The sequence below is a fragment of the Amycolatopsis sp. NPDC026612 genome, assembly GCF_040638285.1.
GTDB lineage: Bacteria > Actinomycetota > Actinomycetes > Mycobacteriales > Pseudonocardiaceae > Amycolatopsis.
The window spans coordinates 1-12,604 of sequence record NZ_JBEZYB010000009.1; the positions used below are offsets into that span (position 1 = coordinate 1).

The window sequence follows — 12,604 nt, forward strand, 5'->3', positions numbered from 1 at the left end:
TGCTTCGGGACATCGCCGAGGTGTTCCAGCAACCGGGCCACAGAACGATACCCGAACAGCTCCAGCACGCCCCGCTGCTCGATTTCCACCAGCAGCGCACCAAGTTCAGCCTCAGCAGAACGCATGCACGCGAGCAGCGAGCCGATACGGTCGGCGAGGGCCACCGCGTCGGCGTGCTGGATCGCGTTGCTGGACATACGTCCAAGCTACCCCGGAATCGAACAGGAGTTCATCACACGATCGGGTGGAAGCAAGGCGGGAATCAGCGGTGGACCCGATACCGAAGGTGGGTAACTCCTTCCCCTGCAACAACTTCGACACGTTCCAAGAAACCCCGGGCCGAGCCGAGGTTCTCGAAGTACCGCACCCCTTCGCCGAGCAGCACCGGAACCAGATCGATCCGCACCTCGTCGAGCAAGCCGAGGTTCCAGCACTGCTGGGCGATCGCCGGTCCGGAGACGCCCACGGTTCCGTCGCCGGCGGCCTTGGCCTGCTCGATCGCGCTCTCGATGTCGGGGCAAAACGCGAAGGGTGCCAAGTGATCCGCGGCCCAGCCGGACGGCGGTGGGCGGTGCGTCACGACGAACGCCGCGCCGCCGCCCGGTGGCCGGCCGCCCCAGCCGTGGGTGTGGTCGAACACCCGGCGGCCGCAGACGAAGGCGCTGTGGCGTACCGAATCGAGGAATGCGGTCAGGTACTCCGCGCTGGCGGGCGCCACCCGGAACGTCATCGGGTAACCGATCATCGGCACCTCGACGTCTCCGGCCTGGTACCAGTCGAAGAGCGGGCCGACGCTGTCGTCGGGCCGGGCCACGAACCCGTCGAGCGACATGCAGAAGCTCGCCACCACTCCGGGCGACGCCGTGCTCGACGCCTCCTCGTCGACCGCCATTATTTTCAACCAATCAGTTGAACAACAGATCTGTTGAATATAGGAGAGCCGGGAGAGAGCCGTCAAGAAGGGTGCCGAAAGGAGGGGTGGTGCCCGTCGTCCGGCAGCGGCCACGACCACCTCCCGCTGCCTACCTTTGCCCCATGACCAGGCTTTTCCTCGTGCTCGCGGCCGTCTTGCTCGGGACGGCCACCCCCGCCGCCGCCGCGGCGGTGCCCCTCGACGTCGACGGCTACGTTCGCGTCTACCTCGACCACACCGGCCTGCCCGGCGCGGCCGTCGCCGTCACCCACGGGGCCGACGTCGTCCGCGTCGCCGGCTACGGCCACGACGCGGCGGGCGCGCCCATCACCGCGGCGACCCGGCTGCCGGTCGCGTCGCTGAGCAAGTCCATGACCGCGTTCGCGGTGCTGCAGCTGGCCGAGGCCGGCCGGCTCGGGCTGGACGAGCCGGTGACGCGGTACCTGCCCGAATTCCGGGTCGCCGACCCCCGCGGTGCGCGGATCACCGTCCGGATGCTGCTGGACCAGACGTCCGGGATGGCCGACTCCGCGTTCCCCGACCTGACGCTGCCGCAGCCGCACAGCCTCGCCGAGGCCGTCGCCCGCCTGCGGGACGCGGGGCTCGCCGACGAGCCGGGCGCGAAGTTCCACTACCACAACCCGAACTACGAGGTGGCCGCCCGGATCGTCGAGGTGGTGGCCGGGCAGCCGTTCGACGGCTACCTGCGGACGCGGCTGTTCGAGCCGCTCGGGATGGCGGCCAGCACGACCGTGGACGAGCCGCCCGCGGACCTTTCGCCGGGGTACGTGCGGGCGTTCGGGTTCGCGGTCCCGGTGACCGAGCCGGACTGGTTCACCGGCGGCAGCCACGGCGTGCAGACCACCGCCGGGGACCTGGCGCGCTGGTTGATCGCGCAGCGTGACGGCGGCAGTGTCCTGTCGCCGTCTTCGGTCGCGCTCGTGCACACCCCGGCTCCCGGGCGCGAGTACGCGCTGGGCTGGCGCGCCGATCCCGCCGGGCGGCTGTCCCACACCGGCGAGTGGTTCAGCCACACCGCCGCGCAGATCCTGCTGCCGGACGGACACGGCATCGCCGTGCTCGCCCCCACCGGCCTGGCGCTGGACAACGACGCGGAGACGCTGGCGCAGGGCCTGGCCACCCTGGTCCAGGGGGTACGCCGGAGCTCGCGCTGCCCGCCGGGGTGGTCGCGGACCGGGTGCTCGCCGGGCTGATCCTGCTTTCGGTGCTGCTCGCCGCGCTCGGCGTCGTCCACGCGCGGCGGTGGGCCGCGCGCCGGAAGAACCCGGGGCGGGCAGCGCTGCGGCTGCTGCCGTACCTGGCGCCCGGCCTGGCCCTCGTGCTGCTGCCGGAGCTGCTGAGCGTCGTGTTCGCCGGCCGCCGGGGCACCTTCGGGCAGATCCTGTACGTCTGGCCGGGCGTCGTCGGCTGGCTCGGTGCGGCCACGCTCTGTGCGTTAGTGGTGGTCGTTGCGCGGGTAAGGGTTCTGGTGAGTGGCAGACAGCGGCCGCGACGGGAAGAATCAGCCGAAACGACAGGAGTGGTCGCGTGGGGCTCGGAAAGCGGATGAAGCGGGTCCTGGTCGTGGTGGCCGGCGCGATCCTGCTGGTGGTCGGGGTGCTGCTGCTGGTCCTGCCCGGGCCGGGACTGCTGCTGGTGCTCGCCGGGTTGCTGCTGCTGGCCTCGGAGTTCCCGGCGCTCGAGCGGTACGTCGACCCGGTCCGTGACCGCGCGATGAAGGCGGCCGAAGACAGCGTGTCCTCGCCGCTGCGCATCGCCGGCTCGGTGCTGGCCGGGCTGGCGCTGCTGGCGGCGGGGATCGTCTGGGGCACGGTGAAGTCGCTGCCGTTCAGCGGCTGGAGCACCGGGTCGAGCCTGATCCTTTCGTCGGTGATCCTGTTCGCGCTGCTGGGCTGGAGCTACCGCCGCGTCAAGTCCCGCCGGAAGACCGGAACGAAGGCTTCGACCGGCGACTGACCGGCGACTGACCGGCACACGCCCGCTCGTGCTGGAGCGGGCGACCGTGACGGCCACCACGGCGGGCTGCCGCGGTGGCCGTCACCGGGAACTCAGACGGCCGTCGCCGTGCCGCGGGCCGACGCGCCCGTGTTCACGTAGACGTAAAAGCTCGTCCCCGACTCGTCCGACCGGGCGCCGGCGGTGTTCGTGCTCCACACCCGCAGCTCGACGTACGAGCCGCTGTGGGCGTCCGCGGGGACGTCGAAGCCGAACGTCGCCGTCCCGTCGGCCCCGGGCGCGAGGGTGGTCTCCGGGTCGGCGCCCACCTGGTAGCCGTAGGACGCGAGGTTCGCCTGGACCGGCGTCAGGGTGCACTGGATGTGCTGCCCCGGCGCCACCGACCACCCGGTGGCGTCACACGAGAAGTGCGGTGCCATGTAGGCGACGTAGAACCAGTAGCCGCCCTGTTCGGAGACGGTGCCGTCGGCGAACTTCGTGGTCACGAAGATGCCGTTGGTGTAGGTGTGCGTCGGAGTGAAGACGACGCTCGCGGTCCCGTCCGGCCCCGCGGCGACCGTGCCCTGCGGTCCACCGCTGAACTCGTAGGTGTAGCTGACCGCACCCGGCACCGGCGAGGAGAAGACGAACGTGCCGGGCGTGCCCACCGCGCCACCGGTCTGGCTCTCCGGGTACTCCGCGCTGGTCACCTTCGGCTTGTTCGACGCGACCATGGCACTGCCCTCACCCCAGGCGGAGCGGATGCCCGTGACGAGGCTCGTGTAGGCGTACAGCGTGTTCCAGGACGACGTCGTGGGCGTGACCGTGATGGTCGCCGTGCCGTCCGCGTCGAGCGGCACGGTGGCCGGTTCGCCCGACTCGAGGTGGTAGGTCACCGAGACCGAACCGGGGAGCGTGGCGTGCACCCGGAACTGCACCGGCAGCCCCTGGATCGGGTCGGTGGTGAGCGTTTCGACCTCGGGCTCGCCCCCTTCGCTCAGCAGCAGGGCGTCGGTCGCCGCGGTCAGGTACCCCGTCGAGAGCCGGGACCGGACCGAGACCTGGAGCGTGTGCCTCTGCGGATCGGTGGGCGTGACCTTCACGGTCGCCGTGCCGTCCGGCCCGGCCGGCACGGTCTCGTCGTCCTGGCCGGACAGGTGGTGGATGTACGCGGTGACCGGGGTGGTGCTCCCCGGCCGGAACACGCACGTCCGCTCGGTGCCGACGTAGGCGGAGAACGGCGTGCAGTCGACCCGGGGCTGGTTGTCCGCGACCCAGAACCGGTAGTAGGCGCTCGGCGACTGGTTGCCCGCCGCGTCGACGGACACCGCGCCGATGCCCACCGGCCCGCTGGACTCCGGGGCGTAACGGACGGTCGCCTTGCCGCCGCGGCGGTCGGCCGCCGCGTAGCCGCCGTCCCACTTGAACCCGATGACGTCCTGGTCGCCCTTGGCGTCGAAGACGAACGTCCCCGGCACGCCGGTGCCCCCGGATCCGGGCGGCCCGTCGGCGGCGTAGTCGGCCGACGTGATGACCGGCGCCGCGGCAGGCGCGGTGAAGTCGGTGGTGAACTTGCAGGTCGAGCTCCACGGCCCGGTGACTCCGCCGGCGTCCTTGCCCCGCACCTGCCAGGCGTAGGTGACGCCTTCGGTGACGCGCGAGGTCACTTCGACCCACGTCCGGCCGGTGCCGCCCAGGGTCGTGCGCTGGTCCGGGTGGTCGGTGGGCCAGAACGCGAACTCCGTGCCGGGGTAGGAGTCGTCGGGGTCCGAGACGTCGGTGCCCAGCACCACCTGCCGGGAGACGACGAGTGGTTTCGCCGTGCACGGCTGGTAGGTGACGCTCAGCCCGGTCGGCTTGGCCGGCGGCCGGTCGTAGTTGAAGAACAGCGTCGCCTTCGGGTCGTATTCGCGGCCGAACTTCGGGTCGCTCAACTGGTTTTCGGGCAGCCGCAGGACGAACGTCGCCGTCGTGCGCCCGGCGTCGAGCGCGTTCTGGACGGCCGCGGTGGCCGTCCAGGTCAGCTTGTCCGACGGGCACGCCGAGTCGAGGTACGGGCCGTTGACCTTGAGCAGCTCGGCCGGTTGGGTGTTCCACGTCGGCTTCTTCGCCGGTGCGGTCAGCCAGAGCTCCGTCGAGCGCGCGTTGGCGCAGTCCGTGACGGCGGTTTCGCCGATGCTCACGTACGCCGACTGAAAGCGGTTCCCCCGCAGCACCGAGAGGTCGAAGGTGACGTAGGACTTGGACACGTGGTTCGTGCCGCCGGCGTAGGCGTGCGCCCCGACGGGCGCGGTCCCGGCCTGGTCGACGAAGCTCGCCTTCGGTGCGGCCGAGTCGACGTAGGCCCACGAAGAGGCCGCGATCCCGGTGCTCGATTCCGCCGCGGCCGGGGCCGCGGTGAGGACCGCGGTGCCGGCGGCGACCACGGCCGTGACGAGTGTGACAACGCCCGCTCTCGCGGGCAGGTTGGATCTTCCGGAGCCCAAACGGCTCACCCCCTGTGCGTGTGCACCCGGTGGCCGTGGAGTACGGCCACACTGCTAGCGCACACGCACAGGGGGCGTCGCCGGTTGCCTTACCTGCCGCTGGAGAACAGGGCACTCACGTCCGCATCGGACAGCGCCCGGTCGTAGACGTGCACCTGGTCGACCGCTCCGTTCAGGTAGTCGACCGGGCCGCCGCCGTACTTGCCGCGGCCGATCACCGTGTGCCCGGTGGACGCTTCGCCGAGGCAGACGCTCTTCGTAGCGGCCGGCTGGCCGTCCACGTAGAGCTTCAGCGTGCCCGCAGCCGCGTCGCGGACACCGACCACGTGGTACCAGCGGTTCGGTTCCGGCGCCACCGGCGCCAGCGCCCGCGTGCCCACGAAGCTCATCGCGAGCCGGTGGTCGGCGCCCGAGTACTGCAGGAAGAACGCGCTGGTGCTCTCGCCGTCCTGGCTCACGATCGTCTGGAAGCCGTCACCCACGGCGTTGAACTTCACCCACGCCGCCGCGCTGTAGCTGCCTTCGGTGTTCACCAGCGCGGCGCCGGTGTCGGCGAACTGGCCGGAACCGTTGGTGGCCAACGCCGAACCGTTCTTGCCCGCGGTCCAGGACGCACCGCCGACGAGCGTCGCGTCGTGGTCACCGACCGCGTCCGCAGCCACCGTACCTGCGTTTTCGTCGAACGGGTACGCGGCGATCCCGTCGATTCCGGGCGTTCCGGTGGGCACGGACGGACCGGACACCGGGGCGCCGGTGGCACCCTTGATCACCGCGAGGTTCGCCGCGCGGACCGCCGCGAAGTCCATCTTCTTCACCTGCCGGTCGTAGGTGAAGAAGCCGTTGACCTCCTTCTCGACGTCGGTGGTCTGCGTGTAGACCCCCGCGGACACCCCGCACCGCCGGGCGACGAGCAGCAGCCGCTGCTGGAGTTCGCCGTAGCGGCGGGTCAGCGTCGCGCTGTCGGGCTCCATTTCGTACGCGAAGCTGCCTGCCGCGTCGAACTCGTGCCCGGCGATCTTGAGGCCGAGGCCGCCGTACTCGCCGTCGGCCGCCGCGCGCGGGCCGGTCTGCACCGGCGTGCCCGGCCCGGTGTAGCTGTGGTCGTCGTAGATGTCGCCCTTGCCGCTGTCCGGTTCGGACCGGCAGCAGTTGACGCCGGATTCGGCGTTCACCAGCCGCGTCGGGTCCCAGGACTTGACGAGATCGGCGATGCGGCCGACTTCGTAGTCGCCCCAGCCCTCGTTGAACGGCACCCACGTGACGATCGACGGGAAGCTGCGGTGCTGGTCGATCATCCGGTGCATCTCGGACTCGAAGTTGACCCGAGAGGCCGCGGACGGCTCGACGTCGTCCTTCATCGCCGGCATGTCCTGCCACACCATCAGCCCGAGCTTGTCGGCGTAGTAGTACCAGCGGTCCGGCTCGACCTTGATGTGCTTGCGCACCATGTTGAAGCCGAGCGCCTTTTCCTGCTGCAGGTCGAACTTCAGCGCCGCGTCGGTCGGCGCCGTGTAGATGCCGTCCGGCCAGAAGCCCTGGTCGAGCGGGCCCACCTGCATCACGAACTTGCCGTTGAGCAGCATCCGCTGCTTGCCGTCGGCGGTCTTGCCGACGCTGATCGACCGGATGCCGAAGTACGAGCCGACCTCGTCGCCACCCGAGAGCTTGACGCGCAGGTCGTACAGTAACGGGTCGTCCGGCGACCACAGGTGCGGCCGGTCCACCTTGAGCTTCAACGGCTTGTTCGCGTCCCCGCTCACGCGCCCGACCGGGCGGCCGTGGTCGTAGGCGACCGCTTCGACGCGCTGCTTCACCGGGCCGCCGACCACGGCGTTCACCGTGACCGAGCCCGAAGCGACGTCCGGCGTGACGTCGAGCCGGTCGATGCGCGCGGACGCCACCGGCTCCATCCAGACGGTCTGCCAGATGCCGGAGGACGGCGTGTAGAAGATGCCGTCACCGGGCTGGCGCTGCTTGCCGATGGGCTGGCCGCCCTGATCGTTCGGGTCGGCGACGCCGACGATCAGCTCCTGGTCGCGCGCGGTGGTCAGTGCGTCGGTGACGTCGACGGAGAAAGCGTCGTAGCCGCCGGTGTGGCGGCTGACGGTCTTGCCGTTGACGATCACCGTGGCGTCGTAGTCGACGGCCTGGAAGTGCAGCAGGATCCGCTGTCCCCGCCAGTCGCGCGGCAGCTGGAACGTCCGCCGGTACCACATGTTCGTCTCGTGGCGCATGATCCCGGACAACGCGGACTCGACCGGGTACGGCACGAGAATGCGCTCTCCCAGGGACCGGCCGACAGGCGCGGCTTCACCGGCCTTGGCCGCGGAGAACTCCCAGACGCCGTTGAGGTTCTGCCACTTGTCGCGGGTCAGCTGCGGTCTCGGGTAGTCCGGCAGGGCGTTGGTGGGGGAGACGTCGTTCGTCCAGGGAGTGGACAGCGGCGGGGCGAGCCGTTGCCACTGCGGTGGTGACTCGGCGTGCGCGGCGGGGACCGCGAACCCGGTGAGGGCCAGCGCCAGTACGGCGGCCAGCCGGGCGGGACGGAACATCGTCGAACCTCCGGGTAGGGGACAGGGTTCAGCGGGTTCGGGAACGCGCCAGCAGGCGCTGGATCACCACGACGACGAGCAGGAAGGCCCCGCTCACCACCGTCTGGTAGTTGGAGTCGAGGGTGCCGATCTGGTTGATGACGTTCTGGATCAGCGTGCGCAGCAGCACGCCGACGAGCGTGCCGACGATCGTCCCGGCGCCGCCGGTGAGCAGCGTGCCGCCGATGACGACCACGGAGATCGCGTCGAGCTCGGTGCCGACACCGATCACCGTGACGCCGGATTGCAGGTACGCGGCGGTGAGGATGCCCGCGACCCCGGCGAGGGCGCCGCTCAGCGTGTAGAGGCTGATCTTGGTGCGGGCCACCGGCAGGCCCATCAGCAGCGCGGACTGCTCGGCGCCGCCGATGGCGAACACGGACTGGCCGAACCGGGTGCGGCGCAGGAGAAGCCCGCCGAGCGCGAACAGGACGAGCGTGAGGTAGACCGGGACGCCGATGCCGAAGATCGTGCCCTGGCCGAGCCAGAGGAACGCCGAGCCGGCGTCCACCTTGTACGTCGTCGCGCCCTCCGACGTCAGCGCGAGCAGGAGTCCCCTGGCGAAGAGCAGCGATGCCAGCGTCACGATGAACGGTGCCATCCCGGTGCGGGCGATGAGCACGCCGTTGACCAGCCCGATCAGCGAACACACCGCCAGCGGCAGCAGGATCGCGACGACGAGCCCGTACTGGGCGCCGTACGCGGCGAGGACGCCGCCGAGCGCGTAGTTCGAGCCGACCGACAGGTCGATGCCGCCGGAGATGATCACGAACGTCATCCCGAGCGCGATGATCGCCAGGAAGGAACTTTGCAACGCGAGGTCGCGCAGGTTGTCCGCGGACCCGAAGCGCGGGAAGGCGAACCACGCGGCGGCGATGCCCAGCACGAGCACGACGGCGGCGCCCTGGCGTTGCAGGACTCCGGCGAGGGCGGCGTTGCGCGCGGTGACCGGAGTGGCGGACTGGGTTGTCGTCACTGGCTGCTCCGCTCGCGGGCGACGTAGACCGCGACGACGATGATGGCCGCCTGGACCATCTGCGCGGTCGAGTCCGGCAGGTTGTGCTTGATCAGGGTGGCGTGCACGAGCTGCATGAGCAGCGCGCCGAACACGGTGCCGAGCACGCGGACCCGGCCGCCGGTCAGCGGCGTGCCGCCGACGACGACCGCGGTGATCGCCGACAGCTCCATGAGCAGCCCGAGGTCGTTGGGGTCACTGGCGCCCAGCCTCGACGTCGCGAGCACGCCGGCCACCGCGGCCAGCGCCCCGGAGATGACGTAGACGCCGACGAGCACGCGTTTCACCGGCAGCCCGGCCAGGGTGCTCGCCGCGCGGTTGCCGCCGACCGCGACCAGGTGCCGTCCGAACGTCGTGCGCTGGACGACCAGCCCGGCCAGCACCGCGAGCACCGCCGCGACGATGACCATGATCGGCACGCCCAGGACGTCACCCGTGCCCAGCTCGAGGAAGTCCTGGTTGTGCAGCTGGACGAGCTGGCCGTGGGCGATGACCAGCGCGAGCCCGCGGCCGCCGACCAGCAGCGCGAGCGTGGCGATGATCGGCTGGATGCCCAGGTAGGCCACCAGGTACCCGCTGAACAGGCCCGAGACGATCCCGGCGATGACGGCCACGACGATCGCCGTCAGCGGGCCCGCGCCGAGGTAGAGCGGGATGAGCGCGGCGGCGATCGACATCACCGAGCCGACCGACAGGTCGATGCCCTCGGTGCCGATCACCAGCGCCATGCCGAGCGCGACGATGCAGACCGGCGCCGCCTGCACCAGCTGGGTGCGGAAGTTGGCCGCGGACAGGAAGTTCTCGGTGAACAGGACGTTGAACAGCAGCAGCACGACGACGGCCAGGTAGACGCCGTAGTCCTGCAGCCACGCGGTGACCTTCGCGCGCTCAAGGGTGGCGGTGGACATCGTTGTCACCCTCCGCTGCGATGGCCGTCAGTACGTTCTCCTCGGTGATGCCGTCGCCGGTCAGTTCGCCGACGACCGAGCCGTCGCGCAGCACCACCACGCGGTCGGAGCCGTCGATCAGCTCCTCCAGTTCGGACGAGATGAGCAGCACCCCGAGCCCTTCCTGGGCGAGTTCGTCGATCAGCGCCTGGACCTCGGCCTTGGCGCCGACGTCGATGCCGCGGGTGGGTTCGTCGAGCAGCAGGATCTTCGGACCGGTGGCGAGCCAGCGGGCGAGGAGCACCTTCTGCTGGTTGCCGCCGGACAGCTCCGACACCTTCTGCTCCGGGCTCGCGGCCTTGATCCGCAGGCGCTCCATGAAGATCTTGACGATCTTGTCCTGTTTGGCCGTGCTGACCAGGCCGAACGGCGACAGCGTCGGCAGCGCGGCCAGCACGATGTTCTCGCGCACCGACAGGTTCGGGATGATCCCGTCGGTCTTGCGGTCCTCGGCCAGCAGCGCGATCCCGGCGCGCATGGCGGCCTTGATCTTGCCCTTCTTCAGCGGTTTCCCGGCCAGCAGCACGCTGCCGCCGTCGAGGGGGAACGCGCCGACGATGGCCCGGGCCGTCTCGCTGCGGCCGGAGCCGAGCAGCCCGGCCAGTCCGACGACCTCGCCGGGCCGGATGCTCACCGAGACGTCGTGCAGCTTCCGCAGGCCACTCAGGTTTTCCGCCTTGAGCAGCGGTTCGCGCTCGACGTCGTGTTCCTCGCCGAACGCCGTGACGCCCTCTTCGCGGATCTGCTTGATCTCCCGGCCGAGCATCTTGGACACGAGCTCGATGCGCGGCAGGCGCTTCAACGGTCCACTGTGGACGACTCGGCCGTCGCGCAGGACGGTGACGCTGTCGCACACCCGGTACAGCTCGTCCATCCGGTGGCTGACGTAGACGATCGCGATGCCTTCGGCGTGCAGCCGGTTCAGCACCTCGAACAGCGTCTCCACCTCGCGCGGCTCGAGTGACGACGTCGGCTCGTCCATGATGACGACCTTGGCGTCGGTCGAGACCGCGCGGGCCAGCGCGACCATCTGCTGCGCGCCGACCCCGAGGGTGTGCAAGGGACGCTTGACGTCGTCGTCGATGCCGTAGCCCTTGAGCAGCTCACGGGCCTCGTAGTACATCTTCGACCAGTCGACCAGCCCCGCGCGAGTGCGGGGTTCGCGGCCGAGGAAGACGTTGCCAGCGATGCTCATCAGCGGGACGAGGTTGACCTCCTGGTAGATCGTGGAGATCCCGGCGCGCTGGGCGTCGATCGGCCGCTTGAACGTCACCGGCTCGCCGAGGTGGCGCACTTCGCCCTCGTCGGGCTGGTAGACGCCGGTGAGCACCTTGATCAGCGTGGACTTGCCTGCCCCGTTCTCGCCGACCAGCGCGTGCACCTCGCCCGGCTTCAGCGCGAAGCTGACGTCGTCGAGGGCGAGGGTGCCGGGGAACCGCTTGGTCACCCCGGTCACCTCGAGCACCGGTGCGGTCGTCATGGCGACGTCCTCTTCGGTGGCTGCCGTCATTTGTAGGAGTTCCCGACCTTCTGCGCGGCGTTGGTCTCGTCGTACTGGTCGTCGGTGATCACGATGCTCGCCGGGATCGGCTCGCCGTTCTCGAACTTCTGCAGCGTCTGGAAGGCCAGCGGGCCGAAGCGCGGGTTGGATTCGATCACGGCGTTGTAGCTGCCGTCGACGATGAGCTGCACGGCGTTGCGGGTGCCGTCGATCGAGATGACCTTGACGTCCTTGCCCGGCGTCTTGCCTGCCGTCTTGAGCGCGTTGACCGCGCCGACGCCCATCTCGTCGTTCTCGGCGTAGACGGCGGTGATGTCCGGGTGGCTCTGGATGAGCTGCTCCATCACGGACTGGCCCTTGGAGCGGTCGAACTCGCCGGTCTGCTCGGCGACCACGGACAGGCCCGGCGTCTTGGCGAGCTCGTCCTTGAAGCCCTTGGTGCGGTCGGTGGTCACGTTGTTGCCGGACGAGCCGAGCAGGATGGCGACCTTGCCGGTGCCGCCGGTCACGCGGGCGGTCTCCTGCGCGGCGCGCTGGCCCTGTTCGACGAAGTTGGAGCCGATGAAGGTCAGGTAGTCGGTGCACGGCTGCGACGTCACCTTGCGGTCGATGGTGACGACCGGGACCTTTTTGGCCTTCGCCGCGTCGAGGGCGGGCTGGAGGCCGTCGGAGTTCAGCGGCGCGACGACGAGCAGCTGCGCGCCGCGGTCGAGCATCGACTTGATGTCGCTGATCTGGCGGTTCAGGTCGCTCTGGGCGTTGGTGACGAGCAGCTTGTCGCTCGCGATGCCGAGCTTCGCGGCTTCGTCCCGGATGGACTGCGTCTCGGTGATCCGGAAGGGGTTGGCTTCCTTTTCGGACTGTGAGAAACCGACCACCGCCGTCTTCAGGTCAACCTTCGGGTAACCGGTTTTCTGCAGGGTGCAGCCGTCGGCGGACGGTGCGGCGGACTGGGCGCTCGCGGCCGGCCCACCGCCGCTCGACGGCGCCGCGGGGGTTTCTTCCCGGCTGGTGCAGGAGGTGAGGGTGAGCGCGGCGGCGGCCGCGGTGACCAGAACCAGTCGGGGACGGGAGGACGAAAGCACAGCGACTCCTCGGGCAGCGTCGTTGGTGGCCCGCTCGCCGAGGTGATCGGGGTCACCGCGGGAGCCTTGAGGTACTTTTTACATCGTTGGAACAACGTTGTAAACCGGCA

At 70.1% G+C, this 12,604-nt stretch carries 10 protein-coding genes and 1 pseudogene; 3 read left to right on the top strand and 8 right to left on the bottom strand.

Features of this window, described 5'->3' with window-relative positions; all coding sequences use genetic code 11:
• Positions 1–197, bottom strand: a pseudogene (locus AB0F15_RS12015) (HNH endonuclease); the annotation flags it as partial.
• Positions 198–262: 65 nt separating this feature from the next.
• Positions 263–958, bottom strand: coding sequence for a dihydrofolate reductase family protein (locus AB0F15_RS12020; protein ID WP_360269142.1), 696 nt, complete (start codon positions 956–958; stop codon positions 263–265).
• Between the two features lie 77 nt (positions 959–1,035).
• On the opposite strand from AB0F15_RS12020, the gene AB0F15_RS12025 reads away from it, so the two are divergent.
• From AB0F15_RS12025 to AB0F15_RS12035, 3 genes are read left to right on the top strand one after another with little or no spacing between them, the layout of a single operon-like run.
• Entirely contained in the window at positions 1,036–2,127 is a 1,092-nt protein-coding gene (locus AB0F15_RS12025; protein WP_360269145.1) for a serine hydrolase domain-containing protein, read from the top strand.
• The gene (locus tag AB0F15_RS12030) at positions 2,097–2,483 is read left to right on the top strand and encodes a hypothetical protein (RefSeq protein WP_360269148.1); all 387 of its coding nucleotides are present in this window, start codon (positions 2,097–2,099) and stop codon (positions 2,481–2,483) included. Before AB0F15_RS12025 ends, AB0F15_RS12030 begins: the two co-directional genes overlap by 31 nt.
• Complete coding sequence (locus tag AB0F15_RS12035; protein ID WP_360269151.1) at positions 2,462–2,890, top strand: PGPGW domain-containing protein; 429 nt, start codon at positions 2,462–2,464, stop codon at positions 2,888–2,890. Before AB0F15_RS12030 ends, AB0F15_RS12035 begins: the two co-directional genes overlap by 22 nt.
• Positions 2,891–2,982: 92 nt before the next feature.
• Here the strand turns inward: AB0F15_RS12035 and AB0F15_RS12040 are convergent, their stop codons facing one another.
• From AB0F15_RS12040 to AB0F15_RS12065, 6 genes are all read right to left on the bottom strand, one after another.
• On the bottom strand, positions 2,983–5,295 hold the full coding sequence (locus tag AB0F15_RS12040) for a hypothetical protein (protein ID WP_360269154.1): 2,313 nt from the start codon (positions 5,293–5,295) through the stop codon (positions 2,983–2,985).
• Positions 5,296–5,444: 149 nt separating this feature from the next.
• The gene (locus tag AB0F15_RS12045) at positions 5,445–7,907 is read right to left on the bottom strand and encodes a LamG-like jellyroll fold domain-containing protein (protein ID WP_360269157.1); all 2,463 of its coding nucleotides are present in this window, start codon (positions 7,905–7,907) and stop codon (positions 5,445–5,447) included.
• A 28-nt stretch (positions 7,908–7,935) separates the two neighbouring features.
• On the bottom strand, positions 7,936–8,922 hold the full coding sequence (locus AB0F15_RS12050; protein ID WP_360269160.1) for an ABC transporter permease: 987 nt from the start codon (positions 8,920–8,922) through the stop codon (positions 7,936–7,938).
• Complete coding sequence (locus AB0F15_RS12055; RefSeq protein WP_360269163.1) at positions 8,919–9,869, bottom strand: ABC transporter permease; 951 nt, start codon at positions 9,867–9,869, stop codon at positions 8,919–8,921. Before AB0F15_RS12055 ends, AB0F15_RS12050 begins: the two co-directional genes overlap by 4 nt.
• Complete coding sequence (locus AB0F15_RS12060) at positions 9,850–11,418, bottom strand: sugar ABC transporter ATP-binding protein (protein ID WP_360269166.1); 1,569 nt, start codon at positions 11,416–11,418, stop codon at positions 9,850–9,852. Before AB0F15_RS12060 ends, AB0F15_RS12055 begins: the two co-directional genes overlap by 20 nt.
• A complete protein-coding gene (locus AB0F15_RS12065; protein WP_360269169.1) occupies positions 11,415–12,494 on the bottom strand; it encodes an ABC transporter substrate-binding protein in 1,080 nt (359 codons plus the stop codon). Before AB0F15_RS12065 ends, AB0F15_RS12060 begins: the two co-directional genes overlap by 4 nt.
• Positions 12,495–12,604: the final 110 nt, after the last annotated feature.

Bases quoted from the DNA above. Each gene is read 5' to 3' on its own strand.
- AB0F15_RS12025 (WP_360269145.1), top strand. From the start codon at position 1,036: ATGACCAGGCTTTTCCTCGTGCTCGCGGCCGTCTTGCTCGGGACGGCC.
- AB0F15_RS12045 (WP_360269157.1), bottom strand. From the start codon at position 7,907: ATGTTCCGTCCCGCCCGGCTGGCCGCCGTACTGGCGCTGGCCCTCACC.
- AB0F15_RS12055 (WP_360269163.1), bottom strand. From the start codon at position 9,869: ATGTCCACCGCCACCCTTGAGCGCGCGAAGGTCACCGCGTGGCTGCAG.
- AB0F15_RS12060 (WP_360269166.1), bottom strand. From the start codon at position 11,418: ATGACGGCAGCCACCGAAGAGGACGTCGCCATGACGACCGCACCGGTG.